The 18,144-nt window shown below is 73.7% G+C and carries 13 protein-coding genes; 5 read left to right on the top strand and 8 right to left on the bottom strand.

The window, feature by feature from the left end; translation table 11 throughout:
- Window positions 1-27: 27 nt before the first annotated feature.
- Both ACFYV5_RS01645 and ACFYV5_RS01640 read right to left on the bottom strand, forming a co-directional pair.
- Window positions 28-1,863 carry a protein phosphatase 2C domain-containing protein gene (locus ACFYV5_RS01645; protein ID WP_389163056.1) on the bottom strand — a complete coding sequence of 612 codons (1,836 nt, stop codon included), beginning with the start codon at window positions 1,861-1,863 and terminating at the stop codon, window positions 28-30.
- 107 nt (window positions 1,864-1,970) lie between these two features.
- Window positions 1,971-5,741, bottom strand: coding sequence for a S8 family serine peptidase (locus tag ACFYV5_RS01640; RefSeq protein WP_389163053.1), 3,771 nt, complete (start codon window positions 5,739-5,741; stop codon window positions 1,971-1,973).
- A gap of 233 nt (window positions 5,742-5,974) precedes the next feature.
- Here ACFYV5_RS01640 and ACFYV5_RS01635 point away from each other — a divergent pair, with 233 nt between their 5' ends.
- Complete coding sequence (locus ACFYV5_RS01635) at window positions 5,975-6,958, top strand: helix-turn-helix domain-containing protein (protein ID WP_389163051.1); 984 nt, start codon at window positions 5,975-5,977, stop codon at window positions 6,956-6,958.
- Between the two features lie 260 nt (window positions 6,959-7,218).
- Window positions 7,219-7,701 carry a DUF456 domain-containing protein gene (locus ACFYV5_RS01630; protein WP_355106587.1) on the top strand — a complete coding sequence of 161 codons (483 nt, stop codon included), beginning with the start codon at window positions 7,219-7,221 and terminating at the stop codon, window positions 7,699-7,701.
- 25 nt (window positions 7,702-7,726) lie between these two features.
- Here the strand turns inward: ACFYV5_RS01630 and ACFYV5_RS01625 are convergent, their stop codons facing one another.
- The 3 genes from ACFYV5_RS01625 to rsgA form a co-directional block, all read right to left on the bottom strand.
- Window positions 7,727-8,167 carry a GNAT family N-acetyltransferase gene (locus ACFYV5_RS01625; RefSeq protein WP_389163046.1) on the bottom strand — a complete coding sequence of 147 codons (441 nt, stop codon included), beginning with the start codon at window positions 8,165-8,167 and terminating at the stop codon, window positions 7,727-7,729.
- A 4-nt stretch (window positions 8,168-8,171) separates the two neighbouring features.
- Window positions 8,172-9,551, bottom strand: a complete 1,380-nt coding sequence (locus ACFYV5_RS01620) for a bifunctional transcriptional activator/DNA repair enzyme AdaA (RefSeq protein ID WP_389163043.1) — start codon at window positions 9,549-9,551, stop codon at window positions 8,172-8,174.
- Window positions 9,552-9,709: 158 nt separating this feature from the next.
- Window positions 9,710-10,816 (bottom strand): ribosome small subunit-dependent GTPase A, encoded by a 1,107-nt coding sequence (gene rsgA, locus ACFYV5_RS01615; protein WP_389163040.1) that lies wholly within the window; start codon window positions 10,814-10,816, stop codon window positions 9,710-9,712.
- Between the two features lie 344 nt (window positions 10,817-11,160).
- Here rsgA and argG point away from each other — a divergent pair, with 344 nt between their 5' ends.
- Window positions 11,161-12,606: an argininosuccinate synthase gene (gene argG, locus ACFYV5_RS01610; protein WP_355106579.1), complete on the top strand. Its 1,446-nt coding sequence runs from the start codon at window positions 11,161-11,163 to the stop codon at window positions 12,604-12,606.
- Window positions 12,607-12,705: 99 nt separating this feature from the next.
- On the opposite strand, the gene ACFYV5_RS01605 is transcribed toward argG, so the two are convergent.
- Entirely contained in the window at window positions 12,706-13,821 is a 1,116-nt protein-coding gene (locus tag ACFYV5_RS01605) for a sulfite oxidase (RefSeq protein WP_389163036.1), read from the bottom strand.
- Window positions 13,822-14,018: 197 nt separating this feature from the next.
- Here ACFYV5_RS01605 and ACFYV5_RS01600 point away from each other — a divergent pair, with 197 nt between their 5' ends.
- On the top strand, window positions 14,019-14,420 hold the full coding sequence (locus ACFYV5_RS01600; RefSeq protein WP_389163033.1) for a VOC family protein: 402 nt from the start codon (window positions 14,019-14,021) through the stop codon (window positions 14,418-14,420).
- Here ACFYV5_RS01600 and ACFYV5_RS01595 read toward each other — a convergent pair.
- A complete protein-coding gene (locus ACFYV5_RS01595) occupies window positions 14,357-15,097 on the bottom strand; it encodes a helix-turn-helix domain-containing protein (RefSeq protein WP_389163030.1) in 741 nt (246 codons plus the stop codon). The two genes, ACFYV5_RS01600 and ACFYV5_RS01595, sit on opposite strands and share 64 nt — an antisense overlap.
- Before the next feature lie 32 nt (window positions 15,098-15,129).
- On the bottom strand, window positions 15,130-16,245 hold the full coding sequence (locus tag ACFYV5_RS01590; protein ID WP_355106571.1) for a YihY/virulence factor BrkB family protein: 1,116 nt from the start codon (window positions 16,243-16,245) through the stop codon (window positions 15,130-15,132).
- 17 nt (window positions 16,246-16,262) lie between these two features.
- On the opposite strand from ACFYV5_RS01590, the gene ACFYV5_RS01585 reads away from it, so the two are divergent.
- A complete protein-coding gene (locus tag ACFYV5_RS01585; RefSeq protein ID WP_389163025.1) occupies window positions 16,263-17,900 on the top strand; it encodes an acyl-CoA dehydrogenase family protein in 1,638 nt (545 codons plus the stop codon).
- The last annotated feature ends 244 nt before the right edge of the window (window positions 17,901-18,144 follow it).

Genomic DNA, 18,144 nt, shown 5'->3' with positions numbered 1-18,144 from the left:
GGGTCCATCAACACATGGGCCGAAGCGTTACGCCTCCCAGACGGCCACCCCCGTACGGTCATCGGCGTACCCCTTCACCCGCAGCTGCACGTCGGCGAGGAAGGCGGCGAGTCCGGGCGGCTCGGCGCCGGCCCAGCGCCCGGCGAGCTCCTTGGGCAGGGCGGGCTCGCCGCGCATCGGCTCGGCGAGTCCTTCGGAGGCGAGCAGCAGGGTGTCACCGGGGCGGGCGACGGAGGCGCGGAAGCGGAACGGTTCGGTGGGCGGCGGCGGGGGCGGCTCGACGAAGGGGCCGGGGGCCGTGGTGATGCCGAGGTCCATGGTGAGCCTGTCCCCCTCCTCGGTCTGCTCGCTCGGCGGAGGTGGGGAGCCGAAGCCGACGACGGGTGCGCCGGTGAGCGCGGCCGGTTCGGGGACCAGCGGTTCTATGTCCTGCCAGGCGCCGTCACGGAGCCGGAACAGCCCGCCGCGGCCGATGCCGAAGAAGACGCGGGTGCGGCAGTGGGGGTCGGCGGAGAGAAGCAGACAGCGCAGGCTCGCGGTGTACTCCTCGGGCTCCACGCCCCGTTCGGCGGCGCGGGCGCGGAGCCTGCCGAAGGTGCGGTCGGTGAGACGGTGGAGCCCCGACTTCAGGTCGCCGCGGCGGCCGGCCCGGATGTCCTCGGACAGCCGGGCGTGGCTGCGGCCGACGGCCTCCCCGATCCAGCGGCAGGCGTCGGCGGCGGCGAGATGGGCCGACTCGGCGGCCCGGGCGCCGGTGGCCACGGCGACGAGGACGAGCGCGGCCTCGTCGTGGCCGAAGCGGGCGGTGAGCAGGGCGTCCCTGCGGGGGTCGCCGCGGTAGCGGGCGGAGTCGCCGCGCAGGGAGGCGGCGCGCAGGGTGTAGGTGCCGTACCGGGCGCCGTCGAGCACGGTGTCGGCGACCAGGTCGACGAGCTCGTCGGGCCGGGCACCCGGCAGAGCGGTGGGCTCGGGCTCGTAGGTGGGTGGCCGGCTGCCGATGTGCTCGGCACGAGGCCGGGGCACGGCCGAGGGACCGGCTTCCGGAGCGGCCTCGGCCTCCGGCCGGGCGGGCGTGGGGGGCACCCCGGGCGCGGGTGCGGCACCCGGCGGCGGCGCGGCGCCCGGTGCGCGTACGGCCTCCGGAGCCGCGGGCGCAACCTCCGGCACGGGTGCGGGTGCACCGCCCGGAGCGGGTACAGCGCCCGGCGCAGGCGCACCGCCCGGAGCGGGTGCGGCCTCGGGAGCGGGTGCGGACTCCGGAGCCGCGGATGCCGTGGTCGAAGGCGGGGGAGGCGGCGGCGGTGCGGCACCGGCGGGCGACTGCCTCGCTCCGGCCTCCGGCCGGGCAGGGGCGGCGGGCCTGTCCGGCCCCACTGTCCCGGCCGGCGGGACGCCGGGCGGGGCAGGCTCGGCCTCGGCCTCCGGGCGGGGCGTGCCTGCCGGGTGGAGCGGTATGGGTGAGGGAGCCGCTGCGACGGACGGCAGAGGCCCTCTGACCGGCGGAGGCGGCTGGGGCGGTGCCGACGGTAGGGGCGCCGCCCCCTTCGGCGGAGGCGGAGGCGGAGGCGGAGGCGGAGGCTGCGCGGGCGGTGAAGCCGTCGGCGGGCCCGGCGGAAGGGCGTCGGAGGCCGGTGCCGGCGGCCGGGGTGGGGGTGCCGGGAAGGAGCGCGGTCCTGAGGCCGTGTCGTCGAGCGGCTCCCAGGGGGCCCGGGGCGGCCCCGCCGTCGGGTACGCCGTCCCGCCCGTCGCCCGCGACGCCGAGTCGAAGCGGTCGTCGAGCGTGTCACCCGTCGCCGTCGGCGCCGTGTCCGGCGCCGTGTCGTCGTAGAGCTTGTCCCACCAATTGTCCCCCTGCTGAGTCATGCCCATATTGTCCACCGCACAGGCCGCCCGAAAACGGGACATGACGAAAAAGGGTCCGCCGGGCGACCCCACCCCCCACGGGAAGGACGCCCGGCGGACCGGCGTGATCAGCGCACGTCGTAAGCGCGGACCACGGTCTGGGTGACGGAGTTGCCGTGGGCGTCCGTCAGTCGGGTCTTCAGGGTGACCGGCTTGCCCGCCGCGCCCGTGTGGTTCACGGTCGCGGTCCACGCACCGCCCTGCTGCGAGACCTGCGCCTCCGTCCAGGTCGAGCCCCCGTCGTACGAGTACGAGAGCGTCGCCGAGGTGAGCGCGGCGGGCGTGTAGCCCGCGTGACCCGTCGCGGTGAGGCCGATCTTCTGGCCGTCGGTCGCGGCGAGGGTCTTGAGTCCGTCCTCCGGCAGGTTGTACCGGGGGAAGAGAATCGGGATGCCTTGAGAGTAGACGCTCTCGTCAAGCTTGGAGGTGAATTCCCATACCGAGTTGACGGACGTGGAGCGCGCCCACACCTTGCTGCCCACCTTCATGACGTTCTGTTCGAGCGTGTACGTGCCGCTCTCGGACGGTACGTCGAAGACGCCGAACGGCCATCCGGTCTCGCCGAGCAGCTCGCCGTCCCTGCTCAGCCGGACGTTGCCGATGTCACCGAAGGAACCGGCGTCGGCGTGGTGGGTGTTGTCGCCCCACAGGGCGTCGGCGAAGCCGATGAGGTTGCCCTGGCGCTCGGCGACGAGGAGGGGCTTTCCGGCCGCGTCGCGTGGGGCGGTCGGGGCGACGACGCCGTCGTACCAGCGCTCCGTACGCCTCTCGCCCGCCGTGTACGCGTGCTGCGCGCCGGTCATGTACTCGCCGAACGGGAAGCTGGAGGACAGGACGTGGCCCCAGCGGGTGTCCCCGGGCGTGGAGAGCTCGATCCGGCTGCCGGGCGCGGGGACCGTCTCGACGGCGCCGAAGGAGACGGCCGTGCCGTTCGGCCGGTACGCCACCGCGTTGTCGATGAAGTCGGTGGCGACGCCCATCGAGCCGTAGGTGGACTCGGTGCGGCCCAGCTGCCCGTCGCGGACCCGGTAGACCTTGTCGTCGCGGATCGCGCCGGCCTCCGGGAACGCCAGGTTGTAGAGGTAGGGGCTCTTCGCGGTGGCCTTCCAGGAGAGGATAACCTCGCCGCCGGAGAGCTCGGCGAGCAGCGCCGCACCTTCGGCGGAGTTCACGGCGAGGACCGGGAACCCGGCGCCGGTGAAGCCGGCGGACGGGTACCAGCGGGCGGGCGAGGTGCGGTACGCGAGCACCGCGACCGCGCCGGCTGCCTTGGCGTCGCGCGCCACCGTGCTCACCGCGGTGGAGGTGTCCGGGACGCGGACCAGGGCCACGCGTCCCTGGACACCGGCGGCCCGCAGCTCCTCCGGGGTTCCGGCGCCCGCGTCGACGAGCCGGGCGGAACCGGTGCCGTCGAGGTTGTCGGAGCCGAGCGAGGCGGTGACCGGATGCAGGACGGTGCCGTCGTCCGTCGTCAGCCGCTCGATCTGCGGAGCGGCGGTGCGCCAGTAGCTGCCGAACTCGAAGTCGCCCTCGGCGGCGCAGCCTTCGACCGAGGCGTAGTAACCGCGGAGGGTGCGGGTCCCCGCCGCCGTACCGGCGTGCAGCCAGGTGTCGTCCCAGGAACGGGAGAACGCCAGGGTGGTGCCGCGCTGCTCACCGGGCCGGTCGGTCCGCACCGACAGCCGGTGTGCCGTGCGGGAGTCCAGGACGAGCGTGGTGTCCTTCTTCACCTCGACCTGCGGGCGGGCCAGGTAGCTGAGCGAGTCGTTCAGCGTGGCGCCCTCGCCCGCGTCGGGGGTGGTGACGAACGAGGTGAGGAAGTAACTGCCGGGCCGTACGCGGAATATCTGGTCGGTGGCGCCCTCGTTGAAGCGGCGCTCACCGCTCGCGTCGTCGGTGCCGATCAGGTCGAGGGACGACGCGCCGTCGGCGGGCCTGCCCTGACGGTCGATCAGCTTGACGCGCAGAGTGACCGTCTCGGGCTGGACGTGCAGGGAGAACGGCGTCGATACGTGAATACCGGCGCCGCCACTGCCGGTGGCCACGACCCGGCCGGTGACGTCGCCGTACTGGGCGCGCTCCAGGTGGGCGGCCGGGTCCAGGTGCAGCGGGACCTCGACGGTCGCGCCGGCCGGGACGGTGACGGTGCGCTTGCCGAGGCGGGCGACGGAGGACCGGACACGCGAGCCGTCGTTGCCGGTGACCTTCTCGACGGCGAGCGTCAGGGTGACGGCCCGGTCGGAGGTGTTGGTGTACGGCACGGCGACCGTGGTGCGATCGGCGCTCTGCTGGGGCCAGTTGAAGGTGCCGCCCTGGACGGCGTCGGCGCCGAGGACCGTCTGGTCGATCGCGGCCTTGACGTCGAGGCGGCCGCCGCCTACCTCGCGTACGTCGCCGGGGACGGCGCTCATGGCGGAGGAGACGAGCGCGGCCTTGATCTGCCGGGCCGTCCAGTCGGGGTGGCGCTGCTTGACGATGGCGGCGGCGCCCGCGACGTGCGGGGTGGCCATCGACGTACCGGACATGGCCTGGTAGGCGTACACGCCCCGGCCGCCCGCCGCGGCGGCGGAGATGGCGACGCCGGGGGCGGCGATCTCCGGCTTGAGGGTGTGGTGGACGATCGTCGGGCCGCGGCTGGAGAAGTACGCGGTGGAGTCGTCGCGGTCGGTGGCGCCGACGGTCAGGACGTCGGGGGCGCAGCCGGGCGAGGAGACGGTGCCGAGCGCCGGGCCGGAGTTGCCGGCGGCGACGACGAACAGCGTGCCCTTGTTCTGGGCGAGTTCCTGGGCGGCGGCGCTCATCGGGTCGGTGCAGTCGGTGGGTACGGGGCTTCCGAGGCTCATGGAGACCACGTCGGCGCCCTGGGCGACGGCCCATTCCATGCCGGCGATGATCCAGGAGGCGGCGCCGGAACCGGAGTCGCCCAGCACCTTGCCGTTGAGGAGGTCCGCGCCGGGCGCGACGCCCTTCTTCCTGCCGTCGCTCGCCGCGCCGGAGCCGCCGACGGTGGAGAGGGTGTGCGTGCCGTGGCCCTGGCGGTCCCCGGCCGTCGCGGAGTCGGTGAAGTTCTCGGCGGCGACGATCCGGCCCGTGAGGTCGGGGTGTTCGGCGTCGGCGCCGGTGTCGAGGACGGCGACCTTGGTCCCCTTGCCGTCGAAGCCGGCGGCCCAGGCCTCGGGGGCGTGGACCTGGCGGGTCGAGCGTTCCAGGGTGGCCTGGACCTTGCGGTCGAGCCAGAGCTTCTTCAGGCCGGACGCGGACCGGGCGGCGGGGGTGTCGACGTCGGCCCAGAAGGTGGCGGCCTGCTGCTTGTCGGCCTTGAGGGCGACGCCGTCGACGGCCTTGAGGACCTGGCCGCGCCGGGCTCCGCGCGGGGTGGCGGGCGGCGCCGAGCGGGCGAGGTCGGCGCCGTAGACGGCGATGAGCGGGAGCGTGGTGGTGGCGGCGTCGTCGTAGCCCTGCCGGATCAGGCCGGTGACGTTGAAGAGTTCCTCGTCGACGCGGCCCGCGGCGAGGGCGGCGGTGGCGGCCTCGGGGTAGACGTACAGGTCCTGGCCCGAGCGGCGGGTCTGGACGAAGGGCACGGTCCCGTCCCGGCGGGGCAGGGCGGCGGCGGCCGGGTTCCCGGCCGCGTCGTGGGTGACCAGCACCCGGTCGCCCGTGACCAGGGTGACGGTGGCGGTCCGTTCCCCGGCGCGGGCGTGGGCCTCGCCGCCGACCAGCGGCCGCTTGCCGGTCGAGTCGTCCTGCGGCGCGGCGGCCGTGGACGGCGCGACCGCGGTGACGGCCAGGACGGCGGCGGTCGCCGCTCCCAGGGCCGTACGCGACATCGGGCGCATCGCTCTCCCCCTCTGATTCCGGTGCAAGGGCAGGCGAAAGCGCCCGTGTCCGGAGACTGTCGGTGCTGCGGTGGCGCCACATTGGCAGAGGTGAGGGTGGTGCAGGGATGATGTGCGCGGCGGGAATGCGCCGTGGCCGATTCCCGCCAGGGCACCGACGGAACGAATGCGTCCGGTGAACGTCCCGGGTTGTCCGGGACGTCCTGGGACGTCCGGCGAGGGGTGGGGCAGCGATGCTGGGAGCGATAGGTCTCGACGAGCGGCAGGAGTCCGCGTATCGCGCGCTCGTCGCCATGGGCGCGGCCGAGGTGACGGACCTGGCGCACCGGCTCGCGCTGCCCGAGACGGACACCGAGCGGGCGCTGCGGCGCCTGGAGTCGCAAGGGCTCGCCGCGCAGTCCTCGGCGCGGACCGGGCGGTGGGTCGCGGCGCCGCCGGGGGTGGCCCTGGGCGCGCTGCTGACGCAGCAGCGCCACGAGCTGGAGCAGGCCGAGCTGGCGGCGGCGCTCCTCGCGGAGGAGTACCGCACGGAGGCGGCGGAACCGGCCGTCCACGACCTCGTCGAGGTGGTGACCGGCGCGAGCGCCGTCACCCACCGGTTCCTCCAGCTCCAGCTGGGCGCGACGGAGGAGGTCTGCGCCCTGGTGACGGGCAAGCCGATCGCGGTGACCGGCCTGGAGAACGACGCGGAGGAGCTGGCGGCCGGGCGGGGCGTGCGCTATCGGGTGGTCGTGGAGCGGGAGGTCATGACGCAGCCCTCGGGCATCGTCGAACTGTCGGCGGCTCTCGGCCGCGACGAGCAGATCCGGGTGGTGGACCGGGTGCCCACGAAGCTGGTGGTGGCGGACCGGTCCCTGGCGATGGTTCCGCTGACGGGCCGCGGCGCGGAGCCGGCGGCCCTCGTGGTGCACGCGAGCGGGCTCCTGGAGTCCTTGATGGGCCTCTTCGAGGCGGTCTGGCGCGACGCGCTGCCGCTGCGGCTCGGGGCGGGCGCGCAGGTCACCGAGACGGAGGTGCCGGGCCCCGACGCGACGGACCTGGAGATCCTCTCGCTCCTGCTGGCGGGCATGACGGACGCGAGCGTGGCGAAGCAGCTCGACCTGGGCCTGCGGACGGTGCAGCGCCGGGTGAAGGGCCTGATGGAGCTGACGGGCGTGACGACACGGCTCCAGCTGGGCTGGCACGCGTACGAGAAGGGGTGGGTCGCCCGCGGATGACGGGCCCGGGGCGTACCGCGTGACGACAGCCGCCCTGACCGCGCGACGACGCCCGCGCAGGAGCCCAATCTGAGCCGCGTGACGATGCCCGCCGCGTACGAGCCCTGCTCGGACCCTGTACGGCATCGCCCCGACCCCGGGGCCCGGACCGCATACGGCGTCCCGCCCAGGCCGCCGCGCGGCCCGCGCCACGACGCCGCCCGCCCCCCGTCCGTACCCCGCGACCTGCGAGGAGATCATCCGTCCTGCACGCTGGGCAGATGGGTGTGTGGCAGCTGTTGCTCGTCGCGATGGTGATGCTGCTCGGCCTGTTCGGGGTGCTGGCCCCCGGCGTGCCGGGGCCGTGGCTGGTGTGGGCCGCCATGCTCTGGTGGTCCCTGAACGAGCAGAGCGGGCTCGCCTGGATCCTGCTCGTCTCCTCGACCGCGCTGCTCCTGCTCACCCAGGTGGTCGTGTGGCACCTGCCGCAGCGCCGGATCCGTGGGGTCGGCATCACCCGGCGGATGGTGACCTACGCCGGCGTCGGCGCGTTCCTGGGCTTCTTCCTGGTCCCGGTGCTCGGCGCGATCCCCGGTTTCATCGGCGGGATCTACCTCTCCGAGCGGCTCCGCCTGGGCGGCCACGGCCAGGCCAGGGCCTCCACCAGGACGGTGATGCGCGCGGCGGGCACCAGCATCCTGGTGGAGCTCTTCGCCTGCCTGCTGATCGTCGGCGCGTGGTTCGGCGCCGTGATCGGGGGCTGACGTCCGAGGACCACCGCGCTCGCGGCTACCTCGGAAGGTCGATCTGGTACCTGATGAAGCCGGTGTTGCGGGCCACCTGGTCGTAGAGCCGGCGCGCGGTGGTGTTGGACTCCTGGGTGTTCCAGTAGACCCGGTCGCAGCCCTGCTCCTTCGCCCACTCCGTCACGGCGGCGATCAGGGCGCGGGCGATGCCCTTGCCACGCGCCTCGGGGTCGGTGAAGAGGTCCTGGAGGTAGCAGACGTCCGGTCCCGAGGTGCTGGGGTGGACGAAGAAGTGGGTGAACCCGACGACCCGGCCGTCGAGCCGGGCGGCCCGGGCGTGCAGCCGCGTGCCGTCCTGGAACGCCGACCAGGCCCTTTCGTACATCGCGTCGGGCTCGCTGCGGCCGTAGAAGTCGATGTACGCGCGGAAGAGCCGCTCCCAGGCGTCGCGGTCCCCGGGTCCGAGCAGGTCAGTGCTGATCATGGGCTCATTCTGCCGGTACGGGTGCGAGCTCCAGGTACCGGAGGGCGTAGGACCGCCAGGGCCGCCATGCCTCGGCGTCCGGACCGCCCTCGGGGGCCACGTCGGGGTCGCCGAGAGCGCGCATCCGGACGAGGGCGGCCTGGGCGGCGGTGACGCCGGGGACGGCGCGCAGGGCCCGTTCCGCCTCGTCGCGGTCCGCGCCCGGATCGAGGCGTACGGCCCCGGTGGCGAGCGCCTCCGCGAGCGGGCCGGCCACCGGGTGGGCGGTGAGCGCGGCGGGCTCGGGGAAGAGGTGGGTGAGGGTGCCGCAGGCGCTGTCCAGAGGCGTGCCGTGGGCGGTGACCAGCCGGGCCGCCTCCTCGGCGCCGATCAGCGTCCGTACCGCGAACTCCTCGGGGTCGGCGGCGCCCGGCGACCGCAGACCGGGGCGGGCCGCGACCCGCGCGGCGAGTTCCGGGTCGGCGGCGAGGCGCTCGCCGACCGCGTAGGGATCGGCGTCCAGGTCGAGCAGCCGGCGCAGGCGCTGGACGGCGGTGGTCAGGTCGCGCAGGTCGGTGAGGTGGATCCGGGCCTCCAGCCAGGGCCCTGCGGAGCGCTCGTCGACGGAGACGATGCCGGTGCCGTACGGGAGGCGGAGCGTACGGCGGTAGGTGCGGGCGCCGGGTGCGCCGAGTACCTCCTCGACATGCGGCAGGGCCTCGGCGGCGAGCAGCTGGAAGACCTCGCGGGCGGCGTACGGGCCGCGGTGGGCGAGCCGCAGCGGCACCCCGGCGGCGAGGGCGGTGCGGGAGCCGGTACCGGTGCCGGTACCGGTGCCGGACTCGGTGCGCAGCTCGGAGGGGGTGCGGGCGTAGATGCGGCGGATGGTGTCGTTGAACTGGCGCACGCTGGCGAACCCGGAGGCGAAGGCGATCTCCGTGATCGGGAGCGCGGTGGTCTGCAGGAGCAGTCGGGCGGTGTGGGCGCGCTGGGCGCGGGCGAGCGCGACGGGGCCCGCGCCGAGTTCGGCGGTGAGCTGCCGCTGCACCTGCCGGGCGCTGTACCCGAGCCTGCCGGCGAGCCCGGGCACGCCCTCGCGGTCGACGACGCCGTCCCCGATCATCCGCATGGCGCGCCCGACGATGTCGGCGCGGACGTTCCACTCGGCGGACCCGGGCACGGCGTCGGGCCGGCAGCGGCGGCAGGCCCGGAAGCCGTGGCCCTGGGCGGCGGCCGCGGTGGGGAAGAAGGTGACGTTCTTCCGTTTGGGCGTGACGGCGGGGCAGCTGGGGCGGCAGTAGATGCCGGTCGTCTCGACGGCGAAGAAGAACGCTCCGTCGAACCGGGCGTCCCGGCTGCTGACCGCCTCGTACCGGGTGTCCTCGCTGGTCTTCTGGTCGCTCACGGATCCAGTGTGCGGGAGCCCCATGTGCCCGGCTGGCGGTTTTCGGACGCCGCGCTGACCCGGGGCTCCCTCCGAGGCCACGGGACGACCGGCCCTGGCGACCGGCCTTCACGACCGGCCGCCCTGGCTACCGCCCCGACGCCTTCCGCCCCCGGCGACTACCGCCCACGGGCGCCGCGCTTGGCCTCCAGCGCCGCCCGGCCCTCCGCGCCCTTCCGCTTCCAGTCCTTGAGGATCTCGGCGCGGAGCCGGGCGTCGGTCTTGGCGACGATGCGCTGGTTCTCGCGCAGGAGCTTGCGGTAGCTCTCCAGCCGGCGGACCGACAGCGAACCGTCCTCGACCGCCGCCGCCACCGCACAGCCCGGTTCGGACTCGTGGGCGCAGTCCTGGAAGCGGCAGTCCTCGGACAGCTGCTCGATCTCGGCGAAGACCTGGCCGACGCCGGTCTCGGCGTCCCAGAGCCCGACGCCGCGCAGACCGGGGGTGTCGATGAGGACGCCTCCCCCGGGCAGCACGAGCAGATTGCGCGTGGTCGTGGTGTGGCGGCCCTTGCCGTCCACGTCACGAGCGGCTCGGACCGTCATCGCCTCTTCCCCGAGGAGGGTGTTGGCGAGCGTGGACTTCCCGGCGCCGGAGGTGCCGAGCAGCACGCTCGTCCCGCCGCCCACGACCGCGCCGAGCACGTCGAGCCCCTCACCGGTCTGGGAACTGACAGGCAGCACCTGCACTCCGGGAGCCACGGACTCCACGTCCTCCACGAGATAGGAGAGCCCGACCGGATCGGGGACGAGATCGGCCTTGCTGAGCACGACGAGCGGCTGCGCGCCGGACTCCCAGGCGAGGGCGAGGAAGCGTTCCACCCGACCGAGGTCCAGCTCGACGGCGAGCGAGACGGTGATGATCGCGTGGTCGACGTTGGCGGCGAGGATCTGCCCCTCGGACCGCTTGGACGAGGTGGACCGCGCGAACGCCGTGCGGCGCGGCAGCAGGGTCCGTACGTACTGGGGGTCTCCGGCCGCGTCGACGGCGACCCAGTCCCCCGTGCAGACGACCTTCAGCGGGTCGCGGGGAACGACGAACTCGGTGTCACCGCGGACGGTCCCGACGGGGGTGACCACATCGCACTGACCGCGGTCGACCCGCAGGACACGGCCGGGCAGCAGTCCCTGCTCGGCGTACGGGGCGAACGCGGCTTCCCAGCCCTCGTCCCAGCCGTACGGAGCGAGAGCGTGCGAAGCCGAAGCCTGAAGAGAGGAGAAAGACAAGGGGTGACCCTTCACAAGGGTGGCCCCGGCACGCGCACACGGGCGCGCAGAAGGAAGGAAGGTCAGCCGGAGACCACGGAGGTGGAGTTGATGAACTTCGGGATGAGGGCAGCGCCCGTCGTCATGACAGCCATCGGTCACACCTCCTGATCACACACGAATCGGCAACGGCGGCAACATTAGTGGGAGGCCCCCGCGGCACGCCAACTCTTTTACGGAGAAGGCCGGCTCGGTGGCACGGTGCCGCCGGGCGGGTGTCGGCGGGCCCCCGGGTGGGGCGGCACCCCGGAAGGAATTTCCGCCCGGACTTTGCATGACCATGCGCGATCCTGCATACTCTTCCTATGTCCAAGGTCCTCACCTCCCTCCCCGCCGGCGAGCGCGTCGGCATCGCCTTCTCGGGCGGCCTCGACACCTCGGTCGCGGTCGCGTGGATGCGCGACAAGGGTGCCGTCCCGTGCACCTACACCGCCGACATCGGCCAGTACGACGAGCCCGACATCGCCTCGGTGCCCGGCCGTGCGAAGACCTACGGCGCCGAGATCGCGCGCCTGGTCGACTGCCGCGCGGCGCTCGTCGAGGAGGGCCTGGCCGCGCTCACCTGCGGGGCGTTCCACATCCGCTCCGGCGGACGTGCCTACTTCAACACCACGCCGCTCGGCCGCGCCGTCACGGGCACGCTCCTCGTGCGGGCGATGCTCGAGGACGACGTCCAGATCTGGGGCGACGGCTCGACGTTCAAGGGCAACGACATCGAGCGGTTCTACCGCTACGGCCTGCTCGCCAACCCGCACCTGCGGATCTACAAGCCCTGGCTGGACGCGGACTTCGTGACCGAGCTCGGCGGCCGCAAGGAAATGTCGGAGTGGCTCCTCGCCCACGACCTGCCCTACCGCGACAGCACGGAGAAGGCGTACTCCACCGACGCCAACATCTGGGGCGCCACCCACGAGGCCAAGACCCTGGAGCACCTGGACACCGGCGTGGAGACCGTGCAGCCGATCATGGGCGTGCGGTTCTGGGACCCGTCGGTCGAGATCGCCACCGAGGACGTGACGATCGGCTTTGACCAGGGCCGTCCCGTGACGATCGACGGCAAGCAGTTCGCCTCGCCCGTCGACCTCGTGATGGAGGCCAACGCCATCGGCGGCCGGCACGGCATGGGCATGTCGGACCAGATCGAGAACCGGATCATCGAGGCCAAGAGCCGGGGCATCTACGAGGCGCCGGGCATGGCCCTGCTGCACGCCGCGTACGAGCGTCTGGTCAACGCGATCCACAACGAGGACACCCTCGCGCAGTACCACAACGAGGGACGGCGCCTCGGGCGGCTGATGTACGAGGGCCGCTGGCTGGACCCGCAGGCGCTGATGGTGCGCGAGTCGCTGCAGCGCTGGGTCGGCTCGGCCGTCACCGGCGAGGTGACGCTGCGGCTGCGGCGCGGTGAGGACTACTCGATCCTCGACACCACCGGCCCCGCGTTCAGCTACCACCCGGACAAGCTGTCCATGGAGCGCACCGAGGACTCCGCGTTCGGTCCGGTGGACCGGATCGGTCAGCTCACCATGCGCAACCTCGACATCGCCGACTCCCGCGCCAAGCTGGAGCAGTACGCCGGCCTGGGCCTGATCGGCACCGGCAGCCCCTCCATCGGTGCCGCCCAGGCGGCCGCGACCGGCCTGATCGGCAGCATGCCGGAGGGCGGCGCCGAGGCCATCGCCTCCCGCGGCGAGGTCGCCGAGGACGACGAGCTGCTGGACCGCGCCGCGATGGAGTTCGGTACGGACTGACGTCGCCGGATGCACCCCTGAGGGGACGGACCACCGGAAAGGCCGGCTCGGCGCCCACGGCGCCGGGCCGGCCTTTTCCGTGGGGTCGGCACGGAGGTCTCAGACGACGACCACGTCGACCGCCGCCACCGGGTTGCAGCCGTAGCCCTGGGCGTTCCACGGCGCGCGCGGGGGCTGGGTCTCGCCGCGCGCGTCGGTCGCCCGGGCCAGCAGCCGGTACCGGCCGGGCGTCCGGGGTGTCCACCGGTACGACCAGCCGGTCCAGGCGTACGGTCCGGTCGGCGGCTCGAGGTCGGCGTCGTGCCACGCCGCGCCGTCCCCCGCCGTGTCATGCCCCTCCTCGTCCTCGTGCTCGGCCCGCACCTGGACCCGCCCCACGGCCAGCCCGGCGCCCGACCACGCGCGGCCGCGGACGACGGTCTGCGTGCCGCGCCGGAGGTCGTCGTCCGGCTCGGGGGCGGTGATGAGGGACTTGACCCGGATCGCCGAGACGGGTCCGTCGGGGATGCCCCGCGACGCGACGTACACGTACTCCTCCGCCTGGAAGACGCCCGTGAAGGGCTCCGTGATGGCCCTCGCCTCGACCAGCCACTTCACGTCGGCGACGGCGTAGCGGCCGGGGACGACGAGGCGCACCGGGGCGCCGTGCTCGGGCGGGAGCGGCTCGCCGTTCAGATGCGTGGCGAGGAGGGTGTCCGGGTGGAGGGCCTCGGCGAGCGGGAGACTGCGTTCGAAGGCGGCCCGGTGGCCGTGCACGCTGCCGGTGTCGGCCCCGGCGAAGACGAACTCGACGGTCTCCGGTGCGACTCCGGCGCGCTCGGCGACGAGGTGGAAGGGAACGCCCGCGAACCGGGCGCACCCGACCGCGCGTTCGCCCCAGGGGAGTCCCGGCGGGCGGGGCGTCATCAGGGCGCGGCCGTTGCCCGCGCACTCCAGGACGACGTCGAACTCGCGGCGTCCCTCGTGTCCCAGGGCGAGCAGCGTCGCGTAGTCGAGAGTGAGCGGCGTGGCCACCGCCCCGCCGACGCGCAGGCGCCAGCGGTCGGTGGCCGTCGGCGGCACCCCGAAGTGGTCCCGTACGAACAGGGCGTCGGCGGGAGTGAGGCGCTCGGCCAGCGCGGCCCTCGGCGTCTGGGCGTTGTACGGGTCGGTGGTCACCGTCTCGGGCGCCCAGGCGGTGGCACCGGGCCCCGGAGGAACGGCCGATGCGGTCATGACGCACCTCCGTCCGGACAGCCGTCGGGACAGCATGATCGCGACCGCCGTCGGACCTCCGTCCGGCGCGGTCCTGTTCCAGCGTACGTCCGGGCCACTCCGGCCACCCGCCGGTCCCTCCCGCGCGCCGGCCTCTCCCGCGCGCCGCGTCCGATTCGTACAAGACCGGCGCTTCCCCGCCCGCCTACCGTGCCCCCATGAACACATCACCACGTCTCGACGTCATCGGCCTCGTCGTCTCCGACATGGCCGCCTCCCTCGCCTTCTACCGTCGGCTCGGCCTGGAGATCCCCGTCGAGTCCGACACCGCGGCGCACGTGGAAGCCGCCTTGCCCGGGGGGATGCGGATCGCGTGGGACACCGAGGAGGTCATCCGCTCCTTCGATCCCGGCTGGGCGCGTCCCGAGGGCGGCGACCGGATCGGGCTCGCGTTCCGCTGTGCCTCGCCGCGGGAGGTGGACGCCACGTACGAGTCGCTGGTCGCGGCCGGCCACCGCGGGCACCTCAAGCCGTGGGACGCCGTGTGGGGGCAGCGTTATGCCGTCGTGCTCGACCCGGACGGCTGCGGGGTCTCCCTCTTCGCCCAGGCCGAGGCGTAGGCGGACAGCGTCGTGCCGGCCAGCGCCCGGGTCTCGCGCGACAGATGGGCCTGGTCGGCGCAGCCCGCGCCGATCGCCGCCTCGGCGTACGGGAGCCCGGCCCTGACCAGGGCGAGCGCCCGCTGGAGGCGGAGGATCCGGGCCAGGGTCTTGGGCCCGTAGCCGAACGCGTCCAGCGACCGGCGGTGCAGCTGCCGGGCCCCGAGCCCGGCGAGCTCGGCCGTCTCGGCAACCGGCCGGCCCGCGTGAAGCCGCCGGACGACGGCCCGCAGCAGTGGGTCGGGGGGCGGGACGTCCGCGGCCCGGCGCACGGCGAGGTCCTCAAGGGCGGCGGCGGGATCGGGGGCCTCGGCGACGCGTTCGCCGAGCCGCCGCGCCCGGGCCTCGCCCCACAGCGCCCCGAGCTCGACCCGCCGGTCGCGCAGCTCGCTCGCCGGTACGCCGAGCAGCGCGGGGGCGTCACCAGGGGCGAAGCGGATCCCGGCGTAGCGGCCCGGGCCGCCCTCGGGGACGTACGCGACGGTGTCGGGGCCCGCGACGAGCAGCCGGCCGTCGCACCCGCGCCACAGCAGGTCCATGCAGCCGTCGGGCAGCACGGGCACCGGTTCGCTCCCGGCCCCGGGCGTGAGGGTCCAGACGACGGCGCCGTCCAGGCGCGCCGGATGTTCCTCGTACACGCGTTCCTCCTGTACGCCGTCGAGCGTAGTCGTCAGTCCTTCTCCCAGCCCGAGTGCAGGCGCGACTTGACGTCGTCAGGAGGCAGGAAGCGCGACCAGCGTTCGGGGAACTCCGACGGCATGTCCGGGTCGTCCTCGTCCACGTCGTCCGCCTCCGCGCGCAGCCGGGCGACGAGGTCGGCGGCCTGCGCGGCGCGGGCACGGTCGGAGGCCTCGCGGGCGGCGGCGGTGGCGACGGAGGGCCAGACACGGTCGATCGCCGCGTTCACCGCCGCGCCGACGAGCACCGCGAAGGCCGAGATGCCGATCCAGAGCAGAACGGCGATGGGCGCGGCGAGAGAGCCGTAGATCGTGGGGCCCTCGACCTGGCTCGTCAGGTAGATCCGCAGTAGGAAGCTGCCGAACACCCACATCCCGAGGGCCACCAGGGAGCCCGGGATGTCCTCGATCCATGGGGAGCGGACGGGGACGGACACGTGGTACAGCGTGGTCAGGAAGGCGATGGAGAGCAGGATGACGACCGGCCAGTAGAGGACGGCGACGACTTCCGTGCCCCAGGGGATCAGCTCCACCACCCGGTCCGGGCCGACCACGGCGAGCGGCAGGACGACCGCGCCGATGACCAGCGCCACGAGGTAGAGCAGAAAGGCCAGGAGCCGGGTCTTGACGATGCCGCGGTGCCCGTCGAGTCCGTACATCACCGTGATGGTGTCGATGAAGACGTTCACGGCGCGCGAGCCCGACCAGAGGGCGATGGCGAAGCCGAGGGAGATCAGTTCGGGGCGTTTGCCCTGGGTGACGTCTTCGAGGAGGGGCTTGGCGATGTCGCGGACGCCGCGGTCGGAGAGGACCGTTCCGGCGGCGCGGAGGATGTTCTCCTGGATGCTCGCGACGGTGTCGGTGTTGGTCCAGTCGTCGGCGTAGCCGAGGAGGGCGATCAGTCCGAGCAGCAGCGGGGGCAGGGACAGAAGGGTGAAGAACGCCGCCTCGGCGGCGAGGCCGAGGATGCGGTACTCGATGCACGAGTTGACGGTGTCCTTCAGGAGCAGCCAGACCATCTTCCGCTTGGAGACGTTGCGGTAGAGGACTCGCGCACGGTGGAGTCTGCCCCCGGGCCGCCGCTCGGGTGTTTCGTTTGCTGCCTGCACCTCCTTACCGTATCGGCATGGCAGCCACCACCCACACAGTGACCAATCAGGCTCCGCCCCTGGTCGGATACGACGCCTTCACGTCCGACCGCGCCCTGGCGGAGGCCGTCGAGCGTCATCTGGATCCGGAGGTCTACGAGGAGGCGCGCGAGGAACTCGTGGCCCAGGGCCAGTCCGTCGGCTCCGCCCAGGCGCAGGGGTGGGGGCGGCTCGTCAACGAGAATCCGCCCGTGCTGCGGACGCACGACCGGTACGGGAACCGGATCGACGAGGTCGAGTTCCATCCCGCGTGGCACCGCCTCCTGGGGCGCGCGGTGGGGGGCGGGCTCACCAACGCGTGGGGCCGTCCGGGTGGACATGTGCGGCGCGCGGCCGGGTTCGCCCTGGCGACGCAGACCGAGGCCGGGCACGGCTGCCCGCTCTCGATGACCCATGCCGCGGTGCCCGCGCTGCGGACGGACCCCGCGCTCGCCGCCGTCTGGGAGCCGCTGCTCACCTCGCGCATCTACGAGGAGGGGCTGCGGCCGCCCACCGAGAAGACCGGCGTGCTCCTCGGGATGGGGATGACGGAGAAGCAGGGCGGCAGCGACGTACGGACGAACACGACCGAGGCGCGCCCGGTGTCCGGGACCGGCGAGTACGTGCTGACCGGGCACAAGTGGTTCTGCTCGGCGCCGATGTCGGACGGCTTCCTGGTCCTCGCGCAGGCGCCTGACGGCCTGACCTGCTTCCTGGTGCCTCGGGTCCTGGAGGACGGGACGCGCAACGCGTTCGCGATCCAGCGGCTCAAGGACAAGCTCGGGAACCGGTCGAACGCCTCCGCCGAGGTCGAGTTCGACGGGACGACATGGGCGCGCCGGGTGGGGGACGAGGGCCAGGGGGTCCGCACGATCATCGAGATGGTCGCGGCGACCCGGCTGGACTGCGTGCTGGGCTCGGCGGCGCTGATGCGGCAGGCGCTGGTGCAGGCCCTGCACCACACCGCGCACCGTCGCGCGTTCGGCGGTCCGCTGATCGACAAGCCGCTGATGCGCAATGTGCTGGCCGATCTGGCGCTGGAGTCGGAGGCGGCGACGGTGCTCGGGATCCGGCTGGCGGCGGCGTACGACGCCGGTACGGAGGCGGAACGGGCTTTCGCGCGGATCGCGGTGCCGACGGCGAAGTTCTGGGTGACGAAGCGGTGTACGCCGATGGTGGCGGAGGCGCTGGAGTGCCTGGGCGGCAACGGCTACGTGGAGGAGTCGGGGATGCCGCGGCTGCTGCGCGAGTCGCCGCTCAACTCGATCTGGGAGGGCTCCGGCAATGTCCAGGCCCTGGACGTGCTGCGGGCATTGCGGAGGGAGCCGATGGCGCTGAACGCGTTCCTGACGGAGGTGGGCACGGCACGGGGCGCGGATCACCGGCTCGACAGGGCGATCCGGGGGGTGCTGACCGAGCTGGCCGATCTGGAGGGGATCGAGGGGCGGGCCCGGCGGGTCGTGGAGCGGATGGCGCTGGTGCTGCAGGGGTCACTGCTCGTGCGGTGGGCGCCGGCGGAGGTGGCGGACGCGTTCTGCGCCTCGCGGCTGGGCGGCGACGGCGGCTCGGTGTTCGGGACGCTGCCGACCACGCTGGATCTGCGGGCGGTGGTGGAGCGGGCGCGGGTGGAGGCCTGAAGGGCGCGGTGCTGAACGCCGAGGTCTCAAGGAAAAGCCGAGGGTGGTGCTGCGCCGACACGGCACCACCCTCCGCTGTGACCCAGCCTCCTGCACCGGGCGGATGACTGCCAGGGTTGCAAAGGGTTGCAGGATTACCCGAACCGCCCTTCACCGGGGAGCCCTGGGCGGCACGATGGGCACCACCACCGTCAGCATCGACGCAGCACAGCGCAGAACCGATACAGCACCGCAGGTGGCTGGG

It is taken from the genome of Streptomyces sp. NPDC003035, from assembly GCF_042888285.1.
Classification (GTDB): Bacteria; Actinomycetota; Actinomycetes; order Streptomycetales; family Streptomycetaceae; genus Streptomyces.
Note: the sequence above shows the minus strand (reverse complement) of the source record. Positions and strands in the feature narration are given on the sequence as shown.

What these genes read in the sequence shown, in the direction of transcription:
- ACFYV5_RS01645 (WP_389163056.1), bottom strand. Translation starts at nt 1,863, where the DNA reads ATGACTCAGCAGGGGGACAATTGGTGGGACAAGCTCTACGACGACACG.
- ACFYV5_RS01640 (WP_389163053.1), bottom strand. Translation starts at nt 5,741, where the DNA reads ATGCGCCCGATGTCGCGTACGGCCCTGGGAGCGGCGACCGCCGCCGTC.
- ACFYV5_RS01635 (WP_389163051.1), top strand. Translation starts at nt 5,975, where the DNA reads ATGCTGGGAGCGATAGGTCTCGACGAGCGGCAGGAGTCCGCGTATCGC.
- ACFYV5_RS01630 (WP_355106587.1), top strand. Translation starts at nt 7,219, where the DNA reads ATGGGTGTGTGGCAGCTGTTGCTCGTCGCGATGGTGATGCTGCTCGGC.
- ACFYV5_RS01625 (WP_389163046.1), bottom strand. Translation starts at nt 8,167, where the DNA reads ATGATCAGCACTGACCTGCTCGGACCCGGGGACCGCGACGCCTGGGAG.
- argG (WP_355106579.1), top strand. Translation starts at nt 11,161, where the DNA reads ATGTCCAAGGTCCTCACCTCCCTCCCCGCCGGCGAGCGCGTCGGCATC.
- ACFYV5_RS01605 (WP_389163036.1), bottom strand. Translation starts at nt 13,821, where the DNA reads ATGACCGCATCGGCCGTTCCTCCGGGGCCCGGTGCCACCGCCTGGGCG.
- ACFYV5_RS01600 (WP_389163033.1), top strand. Translation starts at nt 14,019, where the DNA reads ATGAACACATCACCACGTCTCGACGTCATCGGCCTCGTCGTCTCCGAC.
- ACFYV5_RS01585 (WP_389163025.1), top strand. Translation starts at nt 16,263, where the DNA reads ATGGCAGCCACCACCCACACAGTGACCAATCAGGCTCCGCCCCTGGTC.